The organism is Paraburkholderia sp. BCC1884, from assembly GCF_900996225.1.
GTDB lineage: Bacteria > Pseudomonadota > Gammaproteobacteria > Burkholderiales > Burkholderiaceae > Paraburkholderia.
This window is the reverse complement of record NZ_CAAJGL010000090.1, coordinates 101,750-128,510: the sequence shown is the minus strand read 5'-3', so window position 1 is coordinate 128,510 and position 26,761 is coordinate 101,750. Positions and strand designations below refer to the sequence as shown.

28 protein-coding genes and 1 pseudogene are annotated in these 26,761 nt (G+C 63.9%); 15 read left to right on the top strand and 14 right to left on the bottom strand.

From position 1 onward, the window contains the following. Positions 1-192: 192 nt before the first annotated feature. From flhF to FQ705_RS19460, 3 genes are read left to right on the top strand one after another with little or no spacing between them, the layout of a single operon-like run. Positions 193-2,121 (top strand): flagellar biosynthesis protein FlhF, encoded by a 1,929-nt coding sequence (gene flhF, locus FQ705_RS19470; RefSeq protein WP_144143698.1) that lies wholly within the window; start codon positions 193-195, stop codon positions 2,119-2,121. Further along, the gene (locus tag FQ705_RS19465; protein WP_144143697.1) at positions 2,114-2,983 is read left to right on the top strand and encodes a MinD/ParA family protein; all 870 of its coding nucleotides are present in this window, start codon (positions 2,114-2,116) and stop codon (positions 2,981-2,983) included. Before flhF ends, FQ705_RS19465 begins: the two co-directional genes overlap by 8 nt. Positions 2,984-3,011: 28 nt before the next feature. Next, positions 3,012-3,746, top strand: a complete 735-nt coding sequence (locus FQ705_RS19460; protein ID WP_144143696.1) for an RNA polymerase sigma factor FliA — start codon at positions 3,012-3,014, stop codon at positions 3,744-3,746. Positions 3,747-3,801: 55 nt separating this feature from the next. On the opposite strand, the gene FQ705_RS19455 is transcribed toward FQ705_RS19460, so the two are convergent. The 6 genes and pseudogenes from FQ705_RS19455 to flgA form a co-directional block, all read right to left on the bottom strand. After that, positions 3,802-4,212, bottom strand: a complete 411-nt coding sequence (locus FQ705_RS19455) for a type II toxin-antitoxin system HicB family antitoxin (RefSeq protein WP_144143695.1) — start codon at positions 4,210-4,212, stop codon at positions 3,802-3,804. Next, positions 4,209-4,387: pseudogene (locus FQ705_RS19450) on the bottom strand (type II toxin-antitoxin system HicA family toxin). The gene FQ705_RS19455 and the pseudogene FQ705_RS19450 overlap by 4 nt, the downstream one beginning before the upstream one ends. A gap of 104 nt (positions 4,388-4,491) precedes the next feature. After that, positions 4,492-4,689, bottom strand: coding sequence for a hypothetical protein (locus tag FQ705_RS34140; RefSeq protein WP_186307920.1), 198 nt, complete (start codon positions 4,687-4,689; stop codon positions 4,492-4,494). Positions 4,690-4,701: 12 nt separating this feature from the next. After that, positions 4,702-5,148, bottom strand: coding sequence for a flagella synthesis protein FlgN (locus tag FQ705_RS19445; protein WP_144143694.1), 447 nt, complete (start codon positions 5,146-5,148; stop codon positions 4,702-4,704). A gap of 94 nt (positions 5,149-5,242) precedes the next feature. Next, a complete protein-coding gene (gene flgM / locus FQ705_RS19440) occupies positions 5,243-5,599 on the bottom strand; it encodes a flagellar biosynthesis anti-sigma factor FlgM (RefSeq protein WP_144143693.1) in 357 nt (118 codons plus the stop codon). 138 nt (positions 5,600-5,737) lie between these two features. Continuing rightward, positions 5,738-7,273, bottom strand: a complete 1,536-nt coding sequence (flgA, locus tag FQ705_RS19435; RefSeq protein WP_144143692.1) for a flagellar basal body P-ring formation chaperone FlgA — start codon at positions 7,271-7,273, stop codon at positions 5,738-5,740. A 215-nt stretch (positions 7,274-7,488) separates the two neighbouring features. On the opposite strand from flgA, the gene flgB reads away from it, so the two are divergent. The 12 genes from flgB (at position 7,489) to flgL (ending at position 19,864) form a co-directional block, all read left to right on the top strand. Then, positions 7,489-7,983, top strand: coding sequence for a flagellar basal body rod protein FlgB (gene flgB / locus FQ705_RS19430; protein WP_144143691.1), 495 nt, complete (start codon positions 7,489-7,491; stop codon positions 7,981-7,983). A gap of 101 nt (positions 7,984-8,084) precedes the next feature. Continuing rightward, entirely contained in the window at positions 8,085-8,510 is a 426-nt protein-coding gene (flgC, locus tag FQ705_RS19425) for a flagellar basal body rod protein FlgC (RefSeq protein ID WP_012434707.1), read from the top strand. Between the two features lie 11 nt (positions 8,511-8,521). Further along, positions 8,522-9,244 (top strand): flagellar hook assembly protein FlgD, encoded by a 723-nt coding sequence (locus FQ705_RS19420; RefSeq protein WP_144143690.1) that lies wholly within the window; start codon positions 8,522-8,524, stop codon positions 9,242-9,244. 43 nt (positions 9,245-9,287) lie between these two features. Continuing rightward, a complete protein-coding gene (locus FQ705_RS19415; RefSeq protein ID WP_144143689.1) occupies positions 9,288-10,808 on the top strand; it encodes a flagellar hook protein FlgE in 1,521 nt (506 codons plus the stop codon). 20 nt (positions 10,809-10,828) lie between these two features. Next, positions 10,829-11,587 carry a flagellar basal-body rod protein FlgF gene (gene flgF / locus FQ705_RS19410; RefSeq protein ID WP_144143688.1) on the top strand — a complete coding sequence of 253 codons (759 nt, stop codon included), beginning with the start codon at positions 10,829-10,831 and terminating at the stop codon, positions 11,585-11,587. Positions 11,588-11,663: 76 nt separating this feature from the next. Further along, positions 11,664-12,452 carry a flagellar basal-body rod protein FlgG gene (gene flgG, locus FQ705_RS19405; RefSeq protein ID WP_144143687.1) on the top strand — a complete coding sequence of 263 codons (789 nt, stop codon included), beginning with the start codon at positions 11,664-11,666 and terminating at the stop codon, positions 12,450-12,452. A gap of 37 nt (positions 12,453-12,489) precedes the next feature. Beyond that, a complete protein-coding gene (gene flgH, locus FQ705_RS19400; RefSeq protein WP_144143686.1) occupies positions 12,490-13,188 on the top strand; it encodes a flagellar basal body L-ring protein FlgH in 699 nt (232 codons plus the stop codon). A 2-nt stretch (positions 13,189-13,190) separates the two neighbouring features. Further along, complete coding sequence (locus tag FQ705_RS19395) at positions 13,191-14,402, top strand: flagellar basal body P-ring protein FlgI (protein ID WP_260854566.1); 1,212 nt, start codon at positions 13,191-13,193, stop codon at positions 14,400-14,402. Positions 14,403-14,414: 12 nt separating this feature from the next. Continuing rightward, the gene (gene flgJ / locus FQ705_RS19390) at positions 14,415-15,419 is read left to right on the top strand and encodes a flagellar assembly peptidoglycan hydrolase FlgJ (protein WP_144143685.1); all 1,005 of its coding nucleotides are present in this window, start codon (positions 14,415-14,417) and stop codon (positions 15,417-15,419) included. 355 nt (positions 15,420-15,774) lie between these two features. Next, positions 15,775-16,548, top strand: a complete 774-nt coding sequence (locus FQ705_RS19385; RefSeq protein WP_186307919.1) for a flagellar brake protein — start codon at positions 15,775-15,777, stop codon at positions 16,546-16,548. Between the two features lie 108 nt (positions 16,549-16,656). After that, complete coding sequence (gene flgK, locus FQ705_RS19380; RefSeq protein ID WP_144143683.1) at positions 16,657-18,630, top strand: flagellar hook-associated protein FlgK; 1,974 nt, start codon at positions 16,657-16,659, stop codon at positions 18,628-18,630. A 10-nt stretch (positions 18,631-18,640) separates the two neighbouring features. Next, entirely contained in the window at positions 18,641-19,864 is a 1,224-nt protein-coding gene (gene flgL / locus FQ705_RS19375; RefSeq protein ID WP_144143682.1) for a flagellar hook-associated protein FlgL, read from the top strand. A 103-nt stretch (positions 19,865-19,967) separates the two neighbouring features. Here the strand turns inward: flgL and fliR are convergent, their stop codons facing one another. The 8 genes from fliR to FQ705_RS19335 form a co-directional block, all read right to left on the bottom strand. After that, the gene (gene fliR, locus FQ705_RS19370; protein WP_144143681.1) at positions 19,968-20,750 is read right to left on the bottom strand and encodes a flagellar biosynthetic protein FliR; all 783 of its coding nucleotides are present in this window, start codon (positions 20,748-20,750) and stop codon (positions 19,968-19,970) included. A 67-nt stretch (positions 20,751-20,817) separates the two neighbouring features. Then, a complete protein-coding gene (gene fliQ, locus FQ705_RS19365) occupies positions 20,818-21,087 on the bottom strand; it encodes a flagellar biosynthesis protein FliQ (RefSeq protein WP_144143680.1) in 270 nt (89 codons plus the stop codon). A gap of 52 nt (positions 21,088-21,139) precedes the next feature. Further along, entirely contained in the window at positions 21,140-21,964 is an 825-nt protein-coding gene (fliP, locus tag FQ705_RS19360) for a flagellar type III secretion system pore protein FliP (RefSeq protein WP_144143679.1), read from the bottom strand. Continuing rightward, complete coding sequence (gene fliO / locus FQ705_RS19355) at positions 21,964-22,509, bottom strand: flagellar biosynthetic protein FliO (protein ID WP_144143678.1); 546 nt, start codon at positions 22,507-22,509, stop codon at positions 21,964-21,966. The genes fliP and fliO overlap by 1 nt, the downstream gene beginning before the upstream one ends. Continuing rightward, on the bottom strand, positions 22,506-22,973 hold the full coding sequence (gene fliN / locus FQ705_RS19350) for a flagellar motor switch protein FliN (protein WP_144143677.1): 468 nt from the start codon (positions 22,971-22,973) through the stop codon (positions 22,506-22,508). Before fliN ends, fliO begins: the two co-directional genes overlap by 4 nt. Continuing rightward, complete coding sequence (gene fliM, locus FQ705_RS19345; protein WP_144143676.1) at positions 22,966-23,964, bottom strand: flagellar motor switch protein FliM; 999 nt, start codon at positions 23,962-23,964, stop codon at positions 22,966-22,968. The genes fliN and fliM overlap by 8 nt, the downstream gene beginning before the upstream one ends. 58 nt (positions 23,965-24,022) lie before the next feature. Beyond that, positions 24,023-24,526: a flagellar basal body-associated protein FliL gene (fliL, locus tag FQ705_RS19340; RefSeq protein WP_144143675.1), complete on the bottom strand. Its 504-nt coding sequence runs from the start codon at positions 24,524-24,526 to the stop codon at positions 24,023-24,025. Positions 24,527-25,211: 685 nt separating this feature from the next. Next, positions 25,212-26,759 carry a flagellar hook-length control protein FliK gene (locus FQ705_RS19335; RefSeq protein ID WP_144143674.1) on the bottom strand — a complete coding sequence of 516 codons (1,548 nt, stop codon included), beginning with the start codon at positions 26,757-26,759 and terminating at the stop codon, positions 25,212-25,214. Between the last annotated feature and the right edge of the window lie 2 nt (positions 26,760-26,761).

Genomic DNA, 26,761 nt, shown 5'->3' with positions numbered 1-26,761 from the left:
CCTGGGCCGCCCTGAAAACGGCGTTTGAAACCGGCGTGCGCGTGAATTGCAGCACGTTTCCATCGCCCGAATTGCCCACCTTTAACGGTCTTTATCCATCGATCGTCAGGTAGCGCCTTTCGCAATAATGATCTCAATGGGAAGCGGTATGTTGCCGGTCCGTTAGTCCGTTCACCTCATCGGGGGTCCAGCTTGAACATTCGTAAATTTGTCGGTGCAACCAGTCGCGACGCCTTGCGTCTTGTACGCGAAGCCTTGGGCGCGGACGCGGTCGTACTGTCCAATCACACGATGGACGACGGCAGTGTCGAGATCGTCGCACTGGCCGACCGCGACCTCGCCGCGATTACGCCGAAGGCGCCGCGCCCTGGTCCGATGAGCGGAGCAAGTGGACACCCCGCGCTGGCCGCACCGCGCGCCCCGACCATGCAGATGACGCAAGCCAATCCGTATGCGAGCGGCATGCCCGACGTGTTTTCGTCAGTGTTCGGTGCAAGCCCGGAAGCGGGCGCGGAAAACCTGAGCGGCAACGCCGGCCAGACCCACGCCAGCGACGACGAACTGAACGACGAGCCGGCCGTGGCGCCGCAACTTGCTTCGAAAACTGCTTTGCCGAAGGTCTCGCTGCCGGGCGCATCGAGATTGCCGCAGGGCTCGTCGGCTAGAAGCGCCGCAGGCTCACAGGCACAAGCACAACCGCAGGCCGGCCACGAACAGGCCGTCGCCCGCACGCGTTCCAGCGACGACATCCGCGCGGATTTGCTCAAAGCCGCTGGCGTGCCGGCTGCGCCGATCACACTGCCGGCCGATTCGCAGACGCCGCGCACGATGGCCGAATCGAATCCCTGGTTGATCGACCACGCTCGCCGCATTGCCGCCGAGGCGCAAGAACAAGGCACGTATAGCGCACGCCCGGCGTCGATGACGCCGGCCGCCGCGATGGCCAAGGGCCTGGGTACGGCAGTCGAAGCTCCGGCGAATGCGCCGCATGACATGAACAAGCCAGAATGGGCCCGCGAAGCTGCGCAAGTCGCCGCTCGCCGTGCCGCACAGAAAAACGCCCCGCCAGCCGCTTCGAGCGACGACGCGCGCACGCCGTCGGCAGTCGCCGAAGCGATCAAGTTGCGCATGGAGCAAGTGGTCAACGACACCGTGATGAGCGAACTGTCGTCGATGCGCGGGATGATGGAAGAGCACTTCGCCGGCCTGCTGTGGGGCGATCGCCAACGCCGCAGCCCGACGCGTGCGGCACTCACCAAGCATCTGTTCGCCGCGGGTTTCTCCGCGCAGCTCGTCCAGATGATGGTCGACAACCTGCCGGACGACGTCGACAACCTCGAAGGCGGCATGGATTGGGTGCGCTCCGTCCTCGAATCGAACCTGCCGGTGATCGAAGACGAAGACGCGTTGATGGAGCGCGGCGGTGTGTTCGCGCTGATGGGACCGACGGGCGTCGGCAAGACCACGACCACGGCCAAGCTTGCCGCGCGCTGCGTGATGCGCTTCGGCGCGAGCAAGGTGGCGCTGCTCACCACCGACAGCTACCGGATCGGCGGCCACGAACAGCTGCGCATTTTCGGCAAGATTCTCGGCGTGTCGGTGCATGCGGTGAAAGACGGCGCCGATCTGCAACTCGCCCTCTCCGAACTGCGCAACAAGCACATCGTGCTGATCGACACGATCGGCATGAGCCAGCGCGATCGTCTCGTCTCCGACCAGATCTCGATGCTGTGCCGCGCCGGTCAGCCGGTGCAGCGCCTGCTTCTGCTCAACGCAACGAGCCACGGCGACACGCTCAATGAAGTCGTTCAGGCCTACCAGCGCGGCCCGGATCAACAACCGCTCGCCGGCTGCATCCTGACCAAGCTCGACGAAGCCACCAATCTGGGCGGCGTGCTCGATACGGTGATCCGCTACAAGCTGCCGGTGCACTACGTGTCGACCGGTCAGAAAGTGCCGGAAAACCTGTACGTCGCCACGAAGAAATTCTTGATCAAGAGCACCTTCTGCATCCCGCGCGACAACTCGCCGTTCGTACCGCACGACGACGACATTCCGGGCTTGCTGTCGGCCTTGTCCGCCCGTTCGACGGCTGAACTTCACGAGGTCCGCTTTGGATAAGCTCATCTCCGATCAGGCAGAAGGACTGCGGCGCCTGCTGGCGCCAAGCGGCTCGCGCGTGATTGCGGTGACGGGTGGCTCGGCCGGCGCAGGCTGCACGACGACCGTGGTGAACCTCGCCGCCGCGCTCGCCCAACAGGGCAAGGACGTGCTGGTGGTGGACGAATGCCTCGGCGACAGATCGGTGAGCGCGATGCTCGGCGGCATGCGCAATGCGGGCAATTTCGTCGCCGTGATGCGCGGTCAGATGTCGGTGGACGATGCCGCCGCGCGTCATCCGCTGGGTTTTTCGGTGCTGGCCGCGTCGCGGGCGAATCGCGAAGGCCAGAGCTCCGCGCAGTTGGGTGTGGTGTTGCACGGCTCGGCGGACATCGTGCTGATCGATGCGCAAGTCGATCAACAGGGCCATCTTTCGCCGCTCGCCATGCAGGCGCACGACGTAATGATCGTCACGCGCATGGCGGCTCAGGCGATCACCGAGGCCTACGCGTGCATGAAGCGCCTGCACTACGCGCATGCCACCGCACAGTTTCGTGTGCTGGTGAACAACGCGCAAAGCGCCGCCGATGCGCGCACCGCCTTTGCCAATCTTGCCGGCGTGGCCGGGCGCTACCTGACGGTGGCGCTGGAAGACGCTGGTTGCATTACCGCCGATGCGCGGATGGCACGAGCCCTGGAGTTGTCGCGTTGTGTCGTCGATGCGTTCCCATCGACACCGGCTGCGCGCGACTTCCGGCAGCTCGCCGCCGAATTGCAGTACTGGCCGATGCGGTCAGCGATGTCGTCGCACACGCCTTATCTGGCGCCTGCGACAGTTACAGCGGCGCAACACGCCGACCAACCGTCTGCGCAGCACGCCTGAGAGGCGGCACAAGGACAAGGGGAGCACGATGTATAACGCTCAGGGAAAGATTTCCCAAGCCGAAGTTCTGACCAAGTACGCACCACTCGTGCGTCGACTCGGCTTGCAGCTCGTCGCCAAAATGCCGGCGAGCGTCGATCTGGACGACCTGATTCAGGCTGGCATGATCGGGCTGCTGGACGCGGCGAGCCGCTACAAGGAAGACCAGGGCGCGCAGTTCGAGACCTATGCCAGCCAGCGGATTCGTGGCGCGATGCTCGACGAGTTGCGCAGCAACGACTGGTTGCCGCGTAGCCTGCGACGCACGTCACGCGAAGTGGAAACTGCGGTGCATAAGGTGGAGCAGAATCTGGGCCGCTCGGCGAGCGAAACGGAGATCGCCGAGCACCTGCAAATGCCGCTCGACGAGTATCAGTCGATGCTGCAGGATCTGCACGGCAGCCAACTGATCTATTACGAAGACTTCGACCGTTCGGCGGATGACGAGCCGTTCCTCGACCGCTACTGCGTCGATCATTCGGATCCGCTGTCGGCGCTGCTCGACGACAGCCTGCGCTCGGCGCTGGTGGAGGCGATCGATCGCCTGCCCGAACGCGAAAAGCTGCTGATGTCGCTGTACTACGAACGCGGCATGAACCTGCGCGAAATCGGCGCGGTGATGGAAGTGAGCGAATCGCGTGTGTGCCAGCTGCACAGCCAGGCGGTGGCCCGTTTGCGCACCCGCCTGCGTGAGATGACCTGGGCCAACGCCGAGGCAACCTGACGTTTTCAGTCAGTCACCGCGTGGACGAGCGGGAGCGCCGCACGGCGCTTTTGCCTCACGCGTCTGCCATTTCATGTTCCGCGGCCAGCGCGAGAAACGCCGAGCGCGACATGCCGCGTGCCCGCGCATAGACGTCGATGTCCTGAACTAGCGCTTCAGGCAGCGAAATATTGATACGCACCGCCTTCTTGAGCGCGGGAATATTCCGGGTGGTCACGAAACCCCAGGTGAAGCCCGCGAAGTCCGGATTGCTCCGATGCTCCTCGAGTGTGAGCCGTTCGGGAATCGGCATACCCTCGTCGAGCAACGTGTCCAGATGCGACTCGATGGCCTCTTTCGCATTCGCGTAGGCTTCTTCCAGCGTGTCGCCCGCAGAAAAACAACCGGGAATGTCGGGCACGACGACGCCGAACGCCTGCTGCGAATCGCCCGGCTCGATCGCGATCGGGAAAATCAGATTTTTCATTTCAGACCTGCCTGTTTCAGGATGCTGTTCAGCGTGCCGGGCGGAAGATCTTTCTTTGGATGCGGGATGGTCACGAGACCGGACCGCGTGGCGAAAATGATGATGGCTGCCCGTGACGCGGACCAGCTGCCAACCCTTCCGCATGAATCCGTTTGATGACTTCGGCACTGTTCATATTGCATTCCTCGAACTGTACACACGATTACACAACCTTGCTAGTGGAAGCTTCCTGGCTCCTCAATGCAGCGTTGACACGCGGCTCGCGGAGGGCGGAAAACCTCAGTGGGGGAAACGAGATTTGATCGCGGCGTGGCGCTGCGCGCCACCTGGCCGGATGGCTAAGGCGGCGATGGTGGCGATGGAGGCGATGGAGGCGATGGAGGCGATGGAGGCGATCTGCGGGGAGTGAAAAGCAGGCGGGGAAAAGCAAAAGGGCTCGTCGATGACGAGCCCTTTTTCAATGCAATCAGTCAGCAATACCGCGTCGTTTTACAAGGCGGGTTGCGCCGGAATACGGCCGTCCGGTCCATAGAAGCCGGCCCTTTTGGGCACGGTCACTTGCAGCGCCGTCAGCGCTCGCTGGTTGTAGTCCATCCGCACGCGGATCAGTTCACCGTTGCTGGTATTGAAACGGCGCGCGCGTTCGGCGGCCTTCTGCAGCAACGACCACTGGCCTGACAGACGCGCGTCGGTACTGGCCGCGAGTTCCATGCCGGACCAGCCGGCCGGAAAGCCCATCTGGGCCAACTGTTCGTCGCGGGTGGCTTCGAGCCTGGCGAGCGTGCCGATCAGTTCGGTTTTCTTCTCGACGATTGGCGGCAGCAGTTCCAGCGGAGACAAGGCGGTTAATGCCTTGGTCTCGAGCGTGAGGATCGAGGCGAACGCCTCGACGGCCGAATATTCTTCGATGAGGGTGGCAAGCAGGGCGTCTTTCATCTCAACAACTCGCTGAACACGACGGCTCGCGCATGATTCGCGAGCCGGGTTTGTCGAATGCCGCCCGGCACTTCACCGTACTTCGATGCGTCGATCAGTTGCCGGTCGACGAGGTTTTGCTTTGCAACAGGTCGCGTGCGGTATTCAGCACGCCGTCGGCGATCTTGCTCGAGTCGATCGTCAGCGTGCCATCCTTGATGGCCTGCTTGATCGACTCGACGTGCGCCGTGTCGATATCGGCCGAACCGGACGCCGCGAGGCTGCGCAGATGCTGCGACAGACCCGACAGGCTGACGCTGGCGTCGCCCGAACCGCTGGTGGTCGGTTGCGAGGCACTGCTCGCACTCTGCGTGCTGCTGGTCGCGTTCGTCGTCGCGTCGCCTTGTTGCGAGCGGGACAGGGCGTCTTTCAACGTCGGCAGATTCGAATTGGGTGTGGAATCGATTTTCACGATGGGCTTCCTGAACGATTTGATTCTGATAACGGCAAGCGTTGATCAAAACTTTAGCGCAATCGCTCCAGTTCCTGCCCTGCCTCACAAGTCGGTCCGGCCCTGTCACGGGTCCGGATCGGTGTTCTACGACCGTGTTCACAACTGAATCTCCACGGTCGCGCCGTCTTTCACGATGCCGGAAATGATCTGCCCGTTGGGCGTCTTGACCCGCACCTGCTGTCCCGGCGACGCGTTATTCATCGCACTGCCCTCGGACGAGATCGAAAAACCGTCGCCGGCCGCGACCACCCGCACCGTCTGCCCGATCGACACCGACGAGGCGCTGCGCAGCATGTCGCGGCGCAACGGCATACCGCCGGCGACGCGCGTCAGCGTGACCGAGCCGACGGCCTGCGACGGGTCGGTCACGATCGCTTGCGGCAGTCCGGTGAGGTCGCCATCGCGTGCAACCAGGTCGGCCGCGGTGAGGACTTCGCCGGGCGACATCGCGCGGGCGGCCAGATAGTAGGTGGCCCGCAACGCGATGCGCGCTTGCAGGTAAATGGTCCACGGCCGCTCGCCCGCGCAACGCACGCCGACGGTCATGCGGCCCCAGAGGCGCGAGCCGCTCGGCATGAACGGCTCGAGCACCGTACAGGCGGCGAGCCCGCGCGGAAATGCCGGCGCGACGGTGATGTCGATCTTGCCTGGCAAGCCGGCGGCTTGCTGCTGCAGGAAGGCGAGAGCGGTGCTGCGAATCTGCTCTGGGTCCTGCTGGCCGGCGAGTGGGACGGGTTGAGCGAGTGCGGCGGGGTGCAGGTTCTGCTGTGCCACCGCCGTTGCAACCGGCCGGACGGCGGATACGCGTGAGATCGTCGCCGGCGTCGGCGCGGCCGCCTGGATGGCGGCGGGCGCGGGCGTGGGGGCCGAAGCTGCGGCGGCCACCCGTGCGGCCACGGGCCGCGTCGCACTTGCCCGGGCGGCGACAAGTTTGCCGTTCGCATCCAGTTGCGGTGGCTCGCCGCGCGAGGCGAGGCTGTCGAAACCGCTCGCGGCGGAGGCGCCAGCGGATGCATCCGCCGGCCCATTCGCCACCACCGTCTGCACGCCTGATGTTTGCCTTGCGTTATTCACTTGCGCCGCTGGCGTCACCACGACCGGCACCACCTGGCGCGAACCCGGCACGAGATTGACTCGCGCAGGCGGACTCGTCGCATTGGCGGCGCTGGGCGCCGGAATCGTCACGACGCCATTGGCGTCGGGTCTGAAGCTGGTACGGATCATCTGCGGCGCGGCCGGCGGCTCGTCCGCACCCGGAATGACGATCGAGCCGCTCGCGTTGGCGGCGCGTGTGAACTCATCTGCGCCGCGTGCGACCGGCCCGGGCGCGATCGATTGCGCGGTGGCCGCGGCAAGCGTCGCCGGCGAGCCCACGCGTTTGGCGGGCGCCGCCTGCATCTGCGCGGCAAGATCGGCGAGCGCGGCCGGGTTCTTCTCACCGGGGCCGGGAATCACGATCGGGCCGCCTGCCTCGTCGGCCTGCGCGGCGCACGCGAACAACAGGGCGCCGGCCGGCACGCACAGTGCCGAGCTCAACAGCAGCCGGCTCGCCAGACGCGCTGCGCGCCTACCCACGCGACGCGTCGCCGCGCGTTGGGCGCGGTGCGTCGGCTCGAAAGTGGGTTGGTCCATCGCGGTTCTCCATCGAATGCATCGGTACGCCTTGCATTCTAGTGAGCGCCCCCTTTGCGCAAACGTTGAATAGAAGCCCCCTTTCCCGGTTATTCGTCCGATTGCCACTTGCGTTCGGCCCATAAGATGCACCTCATGCAAAAAGGTCTTCCCGTCCGCTGCAATCCTCACACGAGGTGCACGGGAAGCCTCGGGAACGTTCTCCGGAGATTCATATGCTGGACAAACTCGATGCCGAATTCGCCTTTGGCCGCCAGGCGCTCGATGTACGCGCCTACCGCCAGGAGTTGCTGTCGTCGAATATCGCCAACGCCGATACCCCCGGGTACAAGGCGCGCGACGTCGACTTCGCTTCGTCGCTGGCCGGTGCGCTGAAGAAGAGCGACGGCACCACCGGCACGGCCGCGTCGAACAACTCGACGCTCGGCATGACGCAGCCCGCAGGGGTGACGAGCGGCATGTCGATGGTGTCGACCGCGCCGGGCCATATGGCCGGCAAGGCGACGCTGACGCCCACGGGCGGCGCGTCGGACGACTACGGCAACCTGCAATACCGCATTCCGACGCAACCCGCGCTCGACGGCAACACGGTCGATATCGATACCGAGCGGGTGCAGTTCGCGGATAACACGCTGCACTTCGAATCGGGCATGACGGTGTTGTCGAACCAGATCAAGTCGATGTTGTCGGCGATCCAGTCGGGCTCGTAAAAAGCCGGCGGCGCGAACGCAACAGCTACAGCAGTACGCAAGAACAATCGCTACGGGAATTAACTTGAAGCCGGGTCGAACCGGCAGGAGAGGTGGGACAGATGCCATCGCTGATGAACATTTTTGGTGTTGCAGGCTCCGCGATGTCGGCGCAGTCGCAACGGCTCAACGTGACGGCGTCGAATCTCGCCAACGCGGACAGCACGACCGGCCCGGACGGCCAGCCGTACAAGGCCAAGCAGGTCGTGTTCGCGGTCAGCCCGCTGGGCGGCGCGCGGACGGCGTCCGGCCAGCAGGTCGGCGGCGTGCAGGTCACCGGCGTGGTCGATGACCCGACGCCGATGAAGACTGCCTACGACCCCGGCAACCCGGCGGCCAATTCGGACGGTTACGTCACGCTGCCCAACGTCGACCCGGTGCAGGAGATGGTGAACATGATCTCGGCCTCGCGCTCGTACCAGGCCAACGTCGAGACCCTGAACACCGCCAAGACACTGATGCTGAAAACGCTCACGATCGGAACCTGAGGAGACTTTCCTTGACCACCAGCACCACCATCGGCAACAACGGCACGACCGTGTCGCAAACGTTGCTCGACACGATGAACGGCACGAGCAGTGCCTCGAGTTCCACGAGTTCGAGCGGCAGCACCTCGGGCACGTCGGCGACCGATCTGCAGAACACCTTTTTGCAACTGCTCGTTGCGCAGTTGAAGAACCAGGACCCGACCAACCCGATGGACAGCTCGCAGATGACTTCGCAGCTGGCGCAGATCAACACGGTCTCGGGCATCAGCCAGCTGAACACGACGCTGAGCTCGCTCGCCACGCAGATGTCGGCGGGTCAGCAGTCGCAAGCGGCTTTGCTGATCGGCTCGACGGTGCTCGCCCCCGGCAGCTCGGTGGCGGTTGCGAGCGGCAAGGCCGCTGCGTTCGGCGTGCAGCTCGCCAACGCGGTGGGCGACCTGCAGGTCGTCGTGAAGAACTCGGCGGGCACGATCGTCAACACGATCGACCTCGGCCAGCAGGCGGCAGGCACGGTTCCGGTGGGCTGGACGCCGACCGACACCGCCGGCAACACGCTGCCCGACGGCAATTACACGATCAGCGCGGTCGGCACGATCAACGGCCAGCAGGCGACGGCCACCACGCTCACGGGTGCGACGGTGCAAAGCGTCGTCATGCAGAGCAACGGTACACCGGGCCTCGTGCTGTCGAACGGTTCGACGGTCGGCCTGACCGGCGTCGCCGCCATCCTTTGATTCAGATTCAGTCAGTTACGACTTTCCAGATACGGAGACCGTCATGGGTTACCAGCAAGGTTTGAGTGGTTTGTCCGCGTCGTCGAGCGACCTCGACGTGATCGGCAACAACATCGCCAACGCGAACACGGTTGGCTTCAAGAGCGGCGCGGCGCAATTCGCCGACATGTATGCGAATTCGGTGGCGACTGCGGTGGGCAACCAGGTCGGTATCGGTACCAAGCTCGCCGACGTCCAGCAGCAGTTCTCGCAAGGCACGATCACCAGCACCAATCAGGCGCTCGACGTCGCCATCAACGGCAACGGCTTCTTCCAGCTGTCGAACAACGGCTCGTTGGTGTACTCGCGCAACGGTGTGTTCCAGCTCGACAAGAACGGCTACATCACTAACGCCGAAGGCCTGCAACTGATGGGCTACGCCGCGAACGCCTCGGGCATCATCAACACCGCGCAAACCGTGCCGCTGTCGGTGCCGACCGCGAACATCGCGCCGCAAGCGACCACCAAGATCGTCGCCGGCCTGAACCTGAACGCGCAGGACGCGCTGATGCTCGGTACGCCGACGGTCACGGCCGGCACCACCAACAGCACCGGCCTGACCACGGTCGGCGCCACGATCACGAATACGGCGTCGGGCACGAACAACGACAACTACACGGTCACGTTCGACGCCACGACCACGCCGCCCACGTACACGGTCAAGGACAACACGCTCAACACGACGACCGCCGCCGCGCAGTACACGGCAGGGTCGGCGATTTCGCTCGGCAACGGCCAGACCATCACGTTCAACGGCACGCCGGCGACCGGCGACAACTACACGATCGCGCCGACCGCGGTGGCGTTCAACCAGAACAGCTCGACGACCTACAACTACTCGACGAGCACGACGGTGTACGACTCGCTGGGCGGCTCGCAGACCGTCAACATGTATTTCGCCAAGACGTCGGCGGGCACGTGGAACGTGTATGCAGGCACGTCGACCGGCACGGCGCAACTGGTCGGTCAAGCGAACTTCAATTCGTCGGGCACGCTGCTCGGCACGACCGACGCATCGGGTGTCGCCACCGCGACGCCGTTCGCCTACAACTTCAGCATCCCGACCACCGACGGTTCGTCGACGCCGCAAAACCTGACGCTGAACATCGCCGGCACGACGCAGTACGGCGGCAAGGACGGCGTCAACTCGCTGCAACCCGACGGCTACGCGGCCGGTACGCTGACGAGCTTCACGATCGGCGCCGACGGCACCCTGACCGGTAACTACTCGAACCAGCAAACCGCTGCGCTCGGCCAGATCGTGCTCGCCAACTTCTCGAACCAGAACGGTCTCGTGAATCTCGGCAACAACGAATTCCAGCAGACCTCGCAGTCGGGCGTCGCGCAGATTTCGGCACCGGGCTCGACCAACCACGGCGTGCTGCAAGGCGGCGCGGTGGAAAACTCGAACGTCGACCTGACGAGCGAACTGGTGAACCTGATCACCGCGCAACGCAACTATCAGGCGAACGCGCAGACGATCAAGACCCAGCAGACCGTCGACCAGACCCTGATCAACCTGTAAGCGACCGGGACCTACCCATCATGGATCGGCTGATCTACACCGCGATGTCGGGCAGCACGCAAGCGCTCGAACAGCAGGCAATCGTTGCCAACAACCTGGCAAACGCCTCGACCACGGGATTTCGCGCGCAACTCGCGACCTTCCGTGCCGTGCCGATGTCGTTCGGCGACGGCAGTTCGGTCAACGACGACACTACGCGCACCTTCGTGCTGTCGTCGACGCCGGGCGCCGACTACACGCCAGGGCCGATCCAGCAAACGGGTAATCCGCTCGACGTGGCTATTCAGGGTCCGGGCTGGCTGGCAGTGCAAACCGCCGATGGCAATGAGGCTTACACCCGCGCCGGCAATCTGCACGTCGACGAGAACGGCCAACTGGTGAACGCCATGAATCAGACCGTGCTCGGCAACGGCGGTCCGGTATCGGTGCCGCCCGGCGCGGAAATCACCATCGGCAAGGACGGCACGATCACGGCGCTCACGCCGGGCGATCCGCCGACCGCCGTGGTGACGGTCGATCAGCTGAAGCTGGTGAATCCGGATCCGCAAACCATGACGCGTGGCGACGACGGCCTGTTCCGTACCGCCGACGGCAACCCGGCCGACGCCGATCCGACCGTCACGGTGGCGCCCGCGTCGCTGGAAGGCAGCAACGTGAATCCGGTCTCCGCGATGGTCTCGATGATCACCAACGCGCGCCAGTTTCAGATGCAGACCAAGCTGCTGGAGAACGCCGACAAGAACGATCAGGCCGCCAACCAGCTGCTCAGTTTTAGCTAACGGCAATGGCGTAAGCCTTGCATGGGATCGGAGTAAGCGCTGAAGCGCCAACTCCGACCGACACAGGAGAACACTTGTGAATCGCTCACTCTACATCGCCGCCACCGGCATGAATGCGCAACAGGCGCAGATGGACGTGATTTCGAACAACCTCGCGAACGTCAGCACCAATGGCTTCAAGGGCTCGCGCGCAGTGTTCGAGGATCTGCTGTACCAGACCGTCCGCCAGCCGGGCGCCAACTCGACGCAAAACACCGAACTGCCGTCCGGCATCCAGCTCGGCACGGGTGTGCAACAGGTCGCCACCGAGCGTCTCTACACGCAGGGCAACCTGCAGCAGACCGGCAACTCGAAAGACGTCGCCATCAACGGTCAGGGCTTTTTCCAGGTGCAGATGCCCGACGGCACGACCGCCTACACCCGCGACGGTTCGTTCCAGACCAACGCGCAAGGCCAGCTCGTGACGTCGAGCGGCTATCAGGTGATTCCGGCCATCACGATCCCGAACAACGCCACCTCGCTGACGATCGGCAGCGACGGCGTGGTGTCGATCACTGTCGCCGGCTCGACCAACAGCCAGCAGCTCGGCTCAATGCAGATCGCGACCTTCATCAATCCGACCGGTCTGGATGCGAAGGGTGAAAACCTGTTTTCGGAAACCGCATCGTCGGGTGCGCCGAACGTCGCGCAACCGGGCCTGAACGGCGCCGGCACGCTGAATCAGGGCTACGTGGAAGCATCGAACGTGAACGTGGTGCAGGAACTGGTGAACATGATCCAGACGCAACGCGCTTACGAAATCAACAGCAAGGCCGTGACGACCTCCGACCAGATGCTGCAGACCCTCAGCCAGATGCAGGTTTAAGGCTCGAAGGACTGGCAATAAACAGGCGGTAATCAAGATGTCGCACTTCACTCGTACTCCGGTTCATTCGCGCACCGCTCAGGCGCTCGTGCAGCTCACGCTGCTCGCGGCCCTGGGGGGGTGCGGCCTCGTGCCGAAGCAGCCGATCACGCAGCAGCCGATGACAGCGGTGCCGCCGTTGCCGCCGCAGATGCAATCGCCGGGCTCCATCTATAACCCGGGTTACGCGGGCCGACCGTTGTTCGAAGATCAGCGGCCGCGCAATGTGGGCGACATCCTGACCATAGTGATCCAGGAAAACGTCAACGCGACGAAGTCCTCGGGCGCCAACGCGAACCGCTCGGGCAGCACGAACTTCAGCGTGCCGACCGCAGGTTTCCTCGGTGGACTGTTTGGCAAGACGAACCTGAACGCGACGGGCGCCAACGTCTTCGCGGGCACGGGCGGCGCGAACGCCTCGAACACCTTCAACGGCACGATTACCGTGACGGTGACGGGCGTGCTGCCGAACGGCAATCTCGCGGTGAGCGGCGAGAAACAGATGTTGATCAACCAGGGCAACGAGTTCGTGCGTTTCTCCGGTGTCGTGAACCCGAATACGATTTCCAGTCTGAATGCGGTGTATTCGACCCAGGTGGCCGACGCGAAAATCGAATACTCGGCCAAGGGCTATCTCGACGAGGCCGAAAACATGGGCTGGCTGCAGCGCTTCTTCCTCAACGTGTCGCCGTGGTGATCATGCGTACCGCCTTCTCCCACACCCGCCTCGCGCGCCTGGTCCGTCTCGACCGCTTCGGCCAGTTCGGCCAGTTCGGCCGCGCGCTGGCGTTGGTTGCGCTCGCTTGTGCCGCTCTGCCGGCTGCAACGCCCGCTCATGCCGAACGTCTGAAGGACCTCGTGCAGATCCAGGGCGTACGGGACAACCCGCTGATCGGCTACGGCCTGGTCGTCGGTCTCGACGGCACGGGCGACCAGACCACGCAGACGCCGTTCACCACGCAGACGCTCGCCAACATGCTGGCGAACCTCGGTATCTCGATCAATAACCAGGCGGCCGGCTCGAGCAATTCGCAGTCGTCGCTGTCGAACATCCAGTTGAAGAACGTCGCCGCAGTGATGGTGACGGCGGTTCTACCGCCGTTCGCCCGTCCGGGTGAGGCGATCGACGTGACGGTGTCGTCGCTCGGCAATGCCAAGAGCCTGCGTGGCGGCACGCTGCTGCTCACGCCGCTCAAGGGCGCCGATGGACAGGTGTATGCGCTCGGCCAGGGCAACCTCGCGGTCGGCGGTGCGGGCGCGAGCGCGAACGGCAGCAAGGTGCAGGTCAACACGCTGGCCGCGGGCCGCATCGCCGGCGGCGCGATCGTCGAACGCGCCGTGCCGACCACGGTCTCGCAAGCCGGCACGATGCAGCTGGACCTGAACGACATGGACTACGACACCACGCAGCGCGTGGTGGCGGCGGTCAACAACGCGTTCGGCAGCGGCACGGCCATGGCGCTGGACGGCCGCACGGTGCAGCTGCGCGCGCCGGCCGATCCGGAGCAGCAAGTCGCCTTCATGGCGCAACTGCAGAACCTCGAGGTCAAGCCGGCGCAAGCCGCTGCGAAGGTGATCCTGAACGCGCGTACCGGTTCGATCGTGATGAACCAGATGGTCACGCTGCAGAGTTGTGCGGTGGCGCACGGCAATCTGTCGGTGGTGATCAACACGCAACCGGTCGTGAGCCAGCCGGGCGCGTTCTCGAACGGTCAGACGGTGGCGGCCAAACAGTCGCAGATTCAATTGAAGCAGGACAACGGTGCGCTCAAACTGGTGACTTCCGGCGCGAATCTCGCGGAAGTCGTCAAGGCGCTCAACGCGTTGGGTGCGACGCCCGCGGATCTGATGTCGATCCTGCAGGCCATGAAGGCGGCGGGTGCTTTGCGCGCCGACCTGGAAATCATCTAAGGAAGACAGCAGATGAATTCGGATACGACCAATTCCGCTACGGCGGCGAACGACCTGACCCAGCGCTTCGCGCTCGACGTGCAGGGTTTCGGCAAGCTGAGTGCGCAAGTCAAGGCATCGCCGCAGGCCGGCATGAAGATGGCTGCGCAGCAGTTCGACGCGGTCTTCACGCAGATGATGCTCAAGAGCATGCGCGATGCGACGCCGCAAGACGGCCCGTTCGACTCGCACGACAGCGCCACCTTCACGTCGATGATGGACCAGCAGATGTCGCAGCAGATGTCGCAACGCGGCATCGGCGTGGCTGACGCGATGCTCAAGCAGTTGATGCGCAATCAGGGTATGCAGGTGGGCGGCGGCGCTGGCGCGGGCGGCCTCGCCGGGATGGCCAACGCATTGGGCGGCGGCACCGGCGGTGGTGGTGGCGACGAAGGGCAGACCGCGGCGCTCAACGCGCTCGCGAAAGCCTATGGCAATGCGCAAGCCAACGGCCAGTTGGCGATGGGCCGCGGCTACTCGGCCAACAGCGCGCTGACGCCGCCGATCAAAGGCGACGGCACTTCGCCGAAGGTCGACGCATTCGTCGACAAACTCGCGGCGCCGGCTCAGGCGGCCAGCGCGGCGACCGGGATTCCGGCGCGTTTCATCATCGGTCAGGCTGCGCTCGAATCGGGCTGGGGCAAGAGCGAGATCAAGAAGGCCGATGGCTCGACCAGTCACAACGTGTTCGGCATCAAGGCGACCAGGGACTGGACCGGCAAGACGGTCTCCACGGTGACGACCGAATATGTGAACGGCAAGCCGCAGCGCACCGTCGAGAAATTCCGCGCGTACGACTCGTACAAGGAAGCCATGACCGACTACGCGAGCCTGCTCAAGGACAACCCGCGTTATGCGCAGGTGATCAATTCCTCGCGTGACGCCAACGGCTTCGCCACCGGCATGCAGCGCGCCGGTTACGCAACCGACCCGCACTACGCGAAAAAATTGATGTCCATCATGCAGAAGATGGGCTGAGCTGCCGTTAATACGGTGACGCGGCGCGATTCGGCGCCGGTCGATGCAGTGTGATTCATCCCATTCAAACCATGCACGCGACGGGGCCAGGTGCATAACAAGACGGACGAGGCCGGCCGCCCACGGGCGGTCGGTCCACCCGCATCAGACGGTTCGTGTTTAACGTTTGCGGCAAAAAATTCATTACAAGCCCCTAAATTTTGGCCGGATGCTGCCGCTAATGAGTTAGACCCGATACCGGAATAGCGCTGTAGCGTCCGGTTGAAGCGCGTGCTGCGGCTTCGAGGAAGACCGCGCGAAAGCCCCGGCAGGAGCCCTGGCACGCGACCGCAAGAACATGCATACCGGCAAGCCCATGGATATGAACCAGTCGAATGGCCAGACCAACGCGCCCGGCCAGCCGCACGCACAGCACGATGACGACGCTCCCGATTTCGGACGTCGCAACCCGCTTGAGATCGGCGTTCAGTTACGCAATCTCGTCAATCGTGGCGATTTCCTCACCGTCGAATACGCCGGTGGTCAGCTGGTGACACGCCTGCTCGATGTGGACGTGCGCGAACGCACCTTCACCTTCGATTGGGGTGCACTCTCTGAACAGAACAAAGGCCTGCTGGCCGCACCGCGCTGCCAGTTCCACGCCACGCCAGACGGCGTGCGCGTCGAGTTCGTCACGGGCTCGCCGCGCGAGACCCGCTACGAAGGCATGCCGGCGTTCGAGGCCGACTTCCCCGAAGTGCTGTTCTACGTGCAGCGCCGCGAATACTTCCGCGTCGACGCGCCGATTCTCGATCCGTACATGTGCACGGGGCGTCTGCCTGGCAGCGACACGTTCCGCTTCGAAGTGCACGATCTGTCGCTCGGCGGCGTCGGCATGCGCACGTCGGATGAGCGTGTAGCCGAATTGCCGATGGGCACGCGCCTGATGGATTGCGAACTGTTGCTCGGCACACTCGGCCGGCTCTCGCTCGATCTGCAACTCGTGTCGCACCGCGCGATCGCGTTGCCGAACGGCACGCAGCGCTATCAACTCGGCTTCCGTTTTCTGACGCTGCCTGGCAGCGCTGAAAACACGCTGCAGCGCCTGATTACGCAGCTCGAAATGAAGCGCCGTTCACTCGCGCGTTAATTGCACCAGAACACAGGGATGGCCTCAATTTTTCCCTATTGGGGCCGTTAAACAAGATGTTCAAGTAACGTGGCGACAGGTGTTCGGTGTCGCCCTTCAGGATGACGCATGTCGAATCTCATCAATCTCGGCCTCAGTGGACTGAACGCAGCCCAGTGGGGACTCACGACGACCGGCCAGAACATCAGCAACGCGTCGACCCCCGGCTATACGATCGAAACGCCGGTCTACTCGGAAACGGGTGGTCAGTACACGGGTTCGGGCTATCTGCCGCAAGGCGTCTCGACGACCACCGTGACGCGCCAGTACAGCCAGTATCTGACCACTGAACTGAACAACGCACAGTCGTCGAGCAGCTCGCTGTCGACCTACAACACGCTGATCTCGCAGCTGAACAACCTGATCGGCAGCCCGACCGCCGGGATTGCGACCGCCATCACCGGCTACTTCACCGGTTTGCAGAACGTCTCGAACAGCGCTTCGACGCAGGCGACGCGTCAGACCGCCATGAGTGGCGCACAAACGCTTGCAAACCAGATCAACGCCGCGGGTCAGCAATACGATGCGCTGCGTCAGAGCGTCAACACGCAGCTCAGCAACACCGTTTCGCAGATCAACAGTTACTCGGCGCAGATCGCCCAGTTGAACGGCCAGATCGCCGCAGCCAGCACGCAAGGCCAGCCGCCGAACCAGTTGATGGATCAGCGCGATCTCGCCGTGTCGAATCTGTCGCAACTGGTCGGCGTGCAGGTGGTCAACTCCAACGGCAGTTACAGCGTGTTCATGGGTAACGGCCAGCCGCTCGTGTCGTCCACCAATAGCTATAACCTGGGCACCACGCCTTCCAGCGGCGACACCAGCGAACTGTCCGTCCAGTATCTCGGCCAGGCAGGTGCGAACCCGGCGGATACGCCGCAAACGCTGCCCGACAGCAAGATCACCGGCGGTACGCTCGGTGGCCTCGTCGCGTTCCGCAGCCAGACGCTCGATCCGGGCGAGGCGCAACTCGGCGCGATCGCGGTGAGCTTCGCCAGCCAGGTCAACGCGCAGAACTCACTGGGTATCACGCTCGCGGGCGCCAAGGGCGGCGCGCTGTTCTCGGTGGGTAGCCCGACGGTCTACGCCAACTCGCAGAACACCGGCAACGCTTCGCTGAACGTGTCGTTCGCGGATGCGACCAATCCGACCTCCGGCGACTACACGCTGGCGTACAACGGCACGACCTACACGTTGACCGACAACTCGACCGGCAGCGTGGTGGGTTCGGCGACTAACCTGAGCCAGCCGATCAACGGCCTGAACTTCTCGACCACCGGCACGATGAACGCCGGCGATTCGTTCACGGTCGAACCGACCCGTGGCGCGCTGAACAGTTTCTCGACCGCCACCACCGATGCATCGGCAATCGCCGCTGCGGCGCCGGTGCTGGCCTCGGCCACCACGACGAACACGGGTACCGGCCAGATCTCGCAGGGCTCGGTGACGGCCGGCTACAGCATGCCGACGTCGAGCACCACGCTGTCGTACAACGGCACGGGACTGACCGGTTTCGCGGCAGGCTCGACGGTGACGATCGCAGGCACACCGCCGGTTTCCTATCCGATTACGAATACGAGCACCGTGGTGCCGTATTCGGCGACCAACGGCGCGACGCTCACGATCACCAATCCGGCCGTCACGCAGATGAACAACGTGACCGTGACGCTCAGCGGCACACCGGCTGCCGGCGACACCTTCACGATCGGCCCGAACACCGGCGCGACCAACGACGGCCGCAACGCGCTGGCGCTGTCGAATCTGTCCACCGCGAAAGCGATGGGCGGCGGCACGATCACGCTGACGGGCGCCTATGCGAACTACGTCAACCAGGTCGGCAACCAGACCAACCAGGTGCAGACCGCCAGTACGGCACAGGCGTCGCTGGTAACGCAGATCACCACGGCGCAGCAATCCGTTTCGGGCGTCAACATCAACGAGGAAGCAGCCAATCTGCTTCAGTACCAGCAGCTCTATCAGGCGAACAGCAAGGTCATTCAGACCGCTCAGACCCTGTTCCAGACGTTGCTTGGCATCTTCCAGTGAGGCATTGAATATGCGTATCTCCAGCGCGCAGTACTTCACGATGAACGTGTCGTCGATGAGCGATCAGCAGGCTCAGTTGTCGCAGCTGTATCAGGAACTTTCGAGCGGCGTCAGCCTGGCCACGCCGTCGGACAATCCGCTCGGCGCGGCGCAGGCCGTGCAACTGAGCACGACCGCGACGACGTTGTCGCAGTACACGACCAACCAGAGCACCGCGCTTTCTTCGCTACAGGCGGAAGACTCGACGCTCGGCAGCGTCAACTCCGTGCTGCAAAGCATCCACACGCTAGTGCTGCGCGCTGGCGACGGTTCGCTGAACAACGGCGACCGCGGCTCCCTCGCCACGCAGTTGACGAGCTTGCGCAGCCAGTTGATGACGCTCGCCAATTCGACCGATGCGCAGGGCAACTACCTGTTCGCCGGTTATCAGAGCCAGTCGCAACCGTACTCGACGAATTCCGCAGGCGCCGTGACGTACTCCGGCGACGCCGGCGCGCCATCCGTGCAAGTGACCGATTCGCACAACGTGCAGACCGGCGATAACGGCACGTCCATCTTCAACAGCGTGTCAGCGATCGGTACCAGCGCGGTGCCGGCCGGCTCGTCGAGCAATACCGGCACGGGTGTGATCGGCACGGTGAGTCTGAACAACCCGACCGATCCGACCAACGCCGATACGTACGCGCTGAATTTCACATCCAGCACGACCTACACGATCAGCCAGACCGACCCGGCGACCGGCACGACCACGGTGGGCGGCCCGCAGGCCTTCAGCTCCGGCACGGCGATCACGCTCGGCGGCCAGTCGGTCACGATCAGCGGTCAGCCGAATGCCGGCGACAGCTTCTCGGTCACGCCGGCCACGCAAGGCAGCATGGATGTGTTCGCCAACCTGAGCCAGCTGATCACCACGCTGCAAACGCCGATTTCGAGCGGCTCGACGACGGCGAATTATCAGAGCGCGCTGACCACCAGCATGACCCAGCTCGAAAACACCATGAACAACGTGGTGACGGCGCAGGCAGCCGTGGGCGGCCGCGAGACGGAAGTGCAGGCTTTGCAGACGGTCACGCAGACCAACACGCTGCAGACCTCGAGCAACCTCGCGGATCTGACGCAAGTCGACATGGTCAAGACGATTGGTCAGTACACGTTGGAACAGAACGCCCTGCAGGCAGCACAACAGGCGTTCGTGAAGATTCAAAGCGTTTCGCTGTTCCAGTACCTGAGCTGATCGGCCGGGGTAGTCTGAAACGAAGAAGGGCGGATGCCGGTGTGAACCGGCTCCGCCCTTTCTGTTTTTGCGTGACGTGCCGCGCCGATCGCGCGGCGGGACGCTATCTGAATCCCATCGCCACACGTCCCATCTCATCGATGCCGACGGCGAAAAGCCGCGAAAAGAACGGGATCATGTTCGGGATCATCAGTTGCAGAAGCAGCATGCCCATCAGCATGGTGAGCGGGAAGCCGATCTGGAACACGCCGATTTGCGGCGCTGCGCGGTTCAGGATGCCGAGCGCCAGATTGGTGATGAGGAGCGCCGCCACCACCGGCAGCGACAGCAGCAAACCGGCCGAGAAGATCATCCCGCCGAAATTTGCCAGCGTGCGCCAGCCGGGCGCGCCGAGAATGTTCGCCGCGACCGGGACGGACTGGAAGGTGGCGAGCAATGCACCGATCATCTGCAGGTGACCGTCGATCACGAGGAACACCAGCATCGCTATCGTGTTCATGTAGCTGGCGAGCACCTGGCTCGTACTGCTGGCCTGCGGATCGAAGAAGGTTGCAAAGCCCAGACCCATGCCGAGGCCCACGAAGTCGCCGGTCGCGGCCACCGCCTGGAAGACGATCTGCATGGTCAGGCCGAGCGCGATCCCGATCAGAAACTGGTTGACGATGATCCACACGCCCTGGGCGGAGAACACGGTGACCTGCGGCATGGCACCGAGCGTCGGCGCGACGATGATCGTGATGAAGGCCGACAGGCCGATCTTGACGCGCAGCGGCAGCGAGCGGTTGCCGAGCACCGGCGCAGTGGCCATCAGCGCAAGGATGCGCACGAAGGGCCACAAAAATGCGGTGAGCCAGCCGTTCAGTTGCGCGTAGGTGACGGAGAACATGACGGCGGGGGCGGCCTATCGTGGGCTGACGGAGAGCGAAGCGAGGTGACCAGGCGCCAAGTGGCGCCTAGTTGACGAGCGTCGGAATGTTGGTGAGCGTCTGGCGCAGATAGTCGAGCATGGTCGTCAGCATCCACGGCCCGGCGATCACCATCGTGATCGCGATGGCGAGCAGCTTGGGAATGAACGACAGGGTGGTTTCGTTGATCTGCGTAGCGGCCTGGAACAGGCTCACCACCAGACCGACCACCAGCGCGACCAGCAGCAGCGGCGCGGCGAGCAACAGGCCGACGTACATGGCCTGGTGCGCGAGTGTCATGACGGATTCTTGATTCATGGCAATAGAACCGGAAGCGGGAAGGGCGCGCGGACGCGGTCGAAGAACGCGATTACACGAAGCTTTGCGCGAGCGAGCCGAGCAGCAGTTGCCAGCCGTCGACCAGCACGAACAGCATCAGCTTGAACGGCAAGGAGATGGTGGCAGGCGACACCATCATCATACCCATCGACATCAGCACGCTCGCCACCACCATGTCGATGATGAGGAACGGAATGAAAATCGTGAAGCCGATCTGGAAGCCGGTTTTCAACTCGCTGGTGACGAACGAAGGCACCAGCAGCGACAGCGGCACGTCTTCCGGGCCTTGCATCGGCGCCGCGTGCGAAATGCGCGCGAACAGCGCGAGATCGGTCTCGCGGGTCTGGCGCAGCATGAAGGTCTTGAACGGCGCGAGGCCTCGATTGACGGCGGTTTCCATCGGAATCGTGCCGTCTGAGAACGGTTTGTAGCCGTCGTTGTAGGCCTTGTCCAGCACCGGCGACATGACGAACAGCGTGAGAAACAGTGCCAGTCCCACGAGCACCTGGTTCGGCGGCGTGGTGGTCGTGCCGAGCGCCTGGCGCAGCAGCGACAACACGATGATGATGCGCGTGAAGCTCGTCATCATCAGGACCATCGCCGGCAGGAACGACAGCATCGTGAGCAGCAGCATCGTCTGCACGCTCAGCGAGTAGGTCGTACCGCCGTTCGGACCGGGGCTCGTGTTGAAGGCCGGCAAACCGGCGGCTTGCGCGAACGACAGGCCAGGCAGCGCGAGCATCAGTGCCGGGACGGCGACTGGCGCCACGCGGCGCAAAACTGAAGTGACTTTGGAGACAGCGCCGGACACGCGGGCGGATTGCGCGTGACGCGCCGAAGGAAGACTGAACTGCATTACCGAACCCCGTTGCCTTGCCCATTGAAACGTTTGCCAACTTCGCCTTTCAATGCATCGCGAAAGCGCTGGCCGAAGGTGCCGGGCAGTGCGGTGCCCGTGTTTTGCGCCGCCGCTGCCGGTTGCGTGCCGCCAACCGCATCGACGGAGGTCGAACCGGCCGGCATCGTATGAAGCAGCCGTACGTTGCCCGGCGCCGTGCCGAGCACGAGCCACGTATCGCCGATCTCGACCACCGCGACCCGCTCCTTGCCGCCGAGCGAAGCGCCGCCAATCGTCTTCACGAGGCCGCCGCGATTGGCGGGCTGCAAGCCGAAGCGGCGCGCGAGCCATGCGCAGGCGAACACCAGACCGATCACGACCAGCAGGCCGACGATCGTTTGCAACACCGCGCCGACGCCGAGCGACGGAACCGCTGTGCCGGCGCCGACACCCGAGGCGATCTTCGCCGCGTTGTTGACCGCGTTCATGTCCGCCGCGTGGGCGGCGAACGTGACGATCGAGGCGATGGCCGCGAGTGCGGCGCGGCCGGCAATGCGTTTCATCGATTCAGCTTCCGGATGCGTTCGGACGGCGTGATGATGTCGGTCAGACGGATACCGAACTTGTCGTTCACCACCACCACTTCGCCCTGGGCGATCAGACAGCCGTTCACCAGCACGTCCATCGGTTCGCCGGCCATGCCGTCCAGTTCCACCACCGAACCTTGCGCGAGTTGCAGCAGGTTGCGGATCGCGATCTTGGTGCGGCCGAGTTCGACGGTCATCTGGACGGGGATGTCCAGAATCATCTCGATGTCGTTGCGCGTCGAGGTCGGCTCGACGACCTTCGAGAGCGGCTGGAACACGCCGGCCGTGGTCGCGCTGACTTCCGTGTTGTCGTTCTGTTCGGCCAGGGCGCTCGCCCAGTCGGCCATCGCCGCTTCGTCTTCGGTGCTGGCTGCGTCGGCGGCCAATTGCGGCTCGCCGCCGGCCAGTTCGGCCTCAGGCTTTGCGTTCACGTCACTCATATCCACCTTCCTTCATCGTGTCGGCTGCGCTGATCATTTTCTGGACCCGCAACGCGTACTGACCATTGAAAATTCCGTAGCCGCACTCCATCACCGGCACGCCATCGACTTTCGCCGTGATGTGTTCGGGGATGTTGATCGGCAGAACATCGCCCTTGCGCATGTTCAGGATCTGTTCGAACGTGATGGGCACCTGCGCGAGGTCTGCCGTCAGTTCGACTTCCGCCGCTTGCACCTGCTGCGACAGCACGCGAACCCAGCGACGGTCGACTTCGAGCGCCTCGCCCTGGATCGGCGAGGACAGGATGTCGCGGATCGGTTCGATCATCGAATACGGCATGCAGATGTGCAGCGTGCCGCCGGTCGAGCCGAACTCGATCGAGAACTGCGTGACGATGACGATTTCGTTCGGCGTCGCCACGTTGGCAAACTGCGTGTGCATTTCCGAGCGCACGTATTCGAACTGCAGCGGACGCACGCTCTTCCACGACGCCGTGTAGTTGTCGAACACCAGGTTCAGCAACTTGTTGATGATGCGCTGTTCGGTCTGCGTGAAATCACGGCCTTCGACGCGGGTATGGAAACGCCCGTCGCCGCCGAACAGGTTGTCGACCACGAAGAACACCAGATTCGGGTCGAACACGAACAGCGAGGTGCCGCGCAGCGGCTTCACGTGGACCAGATTCAGGTTCGTCGGGATCGGCAGGTTGCGGGTGAATTCGCTGTACTTCTGCACCTTCACCGGACCGACGGAGATTTCCGCCGAACGCCGCATGAAGTTGAAAATGCCGACGCGCAACAGGCGCGCGAAGCGGTCGTTGATGATTTCGAGGCCGGGCATCCGGCCGCGTACGATGCGTTCCTGCGTCGCGATGTTGTACGGGCGTACGCCCGAACGGTCGCTGTTATCCGCTTCTGAGTCGGACTCGCCGGTTACGCCCTTGAGGAGGGCATCGACCTCCTCCTGGGACATGAACTCTTCGTGGCCCATTCCTTATTCCTCGTGCGTCCCGTGGCGGTTAATGATGGCTGCGCTGAATGACGTCACGTCACTGCACGACAAATTCGGTGAACAACACATCCTGAACGTGGATCGGTGCATCGGCCTTGTCGGTCGGTTGCTCGATCAGCGTCTTGAGTTCGGTGGCGAGCGCGCGTTTGCCGTCGAGCGGCGCGAGTTCGTCGGGGTGCTTGTTGGACAGGGCGAGCAGGATACGGCTGCGCACTTCCGGCATATGGTCGGTGAGTTGCTGCTGGGTCTTGGCGTCGTTGAGCTTGAGCGTCAGGCCGATGCGCAGGAAATGCTGCTGGCCGTCGTCCGATTGCAGGTTGACGGTCATCGATTCGAGCGGGAAGAACAGCGGCACCGCGGCGGGAGCGGGCGCGGCTTCTGCCGACGAGGCCGCGGCGGGCGCGCGTTTGGACATGAAGAACCACATACCCGCGCCGGCTGCGCCTGCGGCGATGATCGCGATGAGGACGATCAGGATGATGCGCTTCAAGGGGCCCGGCGATGCCGGTGCGGCTTGCTGGTTTGCGGTTGTGGTTGCCATGAGGTTTGCTTTGCTTGCCTTTAGTGCTGGTGATGGTGATTGTTGTTGATTTGCCTGCGATGCGATGGGTCGAAAAGAAGGGTTATTGTTGGCTATCTCTGGTTATTAAGGTTTTCTCTCGTTGTCTGGATATTGCCTGGTCTTTGGTTTTTGGCCTTTGGCCTTTCCTTGAGGTCACGGTGGTCTATTGGCGTTGCCCCTGTGCGGGGCGGCACTCACTTTCTTTGCGGCCGCAAAGAAAGTAAGCAAAGAAAGCGGCTCACACCGCCAGCTCATGAGCGGGGCCCTCGCACCGTCGCGGTAGCGGCCCATCTGGAATCCGTGTTGTCGCGCACTTCGCGCTCGTGACAAAGCAGTCATTCTTCCGGCGGCGCTACGCGCGCCCCCGGGGACATCCCCAAACCGTGGTTTTTGGGGCGACCCGGCCGCTGCGCGCGGAGCGCGGGGCGGGATGGATGACTGCCTTGTCACTAGCGCGAAGTGTGCGAGGTGACGGACTCCAGATGGGCCACTACCTCCTCCGAGCCAGGGGCTCCCACTTATGAGCTAGCGGTGTGAGCCGCTTTCTTTGCTTACTTTCTTTGCGGCCGCAAAGAAAGTGAGTGCCGCCCCGCACAGGGGCAACGCCAATAGACCACCGCGAATTCAAGGAAAGGCCAAGAACCGTCCCTTAACCAGCAAAACCTCAAGCAAACGTATCCACCAACCCAACCGTCCGCCGAACCGGCACCTCAGCCACACTGGAAACCGAATCCCCCCCAGCGCCACCGGCAAACGAACTCCCAGCGCCACCAGAGCGCCCGCCCGACCCCTGAGACCCGGCATTCTGTTGACCGCTACTCTGGCGAGCAAACCCATCACTCACGCTAGCGCTCCCCAACCCGATCCCGTTCGACTCCATCGCCTCGCGCAACTTCGGCAGGGCCGCCTCGACGGCCTCCCGCACCGACTGATGCTGCGAAACAAACAACGCATGTGCATGGTTATCGGCAACCTGCAACACAACCTGTAGCGGCCCCAGATCCTTCGGGTTCAAAGTCAGCTCGGCACTCTGCGTATGCGCATTCGACAGAAACACCACCTTCTGGCCCAGCGCATCCTCCCAGTCAGACGTGCCGACCTGCGGCGCCAACGCATTCGCCGCTTCCGCCGCGCCCGCATTGCCCGTGGTCTGCGCCGCCGCCGTCGTGCTCGCCGCACTCGCCGCCGCTTGCGATGCCGCAAGCGCTGCCGTCGCCGCATCGGCCGCCGTTTTGAACGACGCCAGATCGTCAGCCTGCGCGCCACCGGCTGCCGACGCCGTCAAGGCATCTGCCGCCGCCTGGGACGCAGCGGACGGGTCGGCCACCGTCGTCGTGGTTGCCGTCAAACTGGTTTTCGCTGCGTTGGAGCCCTTGCCGTCGCCAAACAAACCCGTCCCCAGCAACTTGCCGTCCGACGTCCCGTTCAGCCCCGTGCCCGTGCCGGATTGACCCGTCGCAGCCGCCGCATTGGCCGCCGCGCCGCTGGCCAGCGCCTGCGCCGGAACCATGCCCTGCGCGTTCGCCAGCGCGGCCAACGCCGCCTGCAAAGCGTCCTGCGCCGACTTCGAATCGGTCGACGTAGCTTTCTTGCCCGTGGTGGTGCCGCTCGTACCGTCCGTGCCCGTACCCGTCAGGTCGGTTGTCGCGTCAGCCAGCGCGGCGGCCGGATCGGTGGTGGCCGGCGTCGTCGCGCTGGTCGCGTCGGCTTGTGCCTGAGCTTGTGCCTGGGCTTGCGCCGCGGCTGCCGCAGCCGCCGTAGCCGTAGCCGTCGTGGTCTGGTTAGCGCCATTGGCGGACTTCGACGTCGCGGCGCTCGTGTTGCTGCCGCCGTTCGACGCCTGCTGCGCATTGCCCGACGACGACGACGCCGAGGACGCGCTGTTCGTCGAACTGCTGCCGTCCTTGCTGCCACTGGTGCTGTTGCTCGCGTCGCTCGGGCTCTTCGTCGACGGATCGGCCGGCGGCGGCGCGTCATGCACGCTCGACGAAGACGCGGAGGAGGGCGCCGGAGCCGGCGCCGGCGTCGCTGCTGCCGCCTGCTGTTGTTGCTGTTGACGCGCGGTTTGCGCGGCCACGCTGTTTTGCAGGGCGATGCTCTGCTGCAAGGTCTGCGAGAACGGCGCAGCGTTCGCCGCGGCAGCCAGCGCCGCGGTGGTGGACGTGCTGCTGGCGTTGCCGAGCAGCGAACCGATCTGTGAAACAAGCGACATAG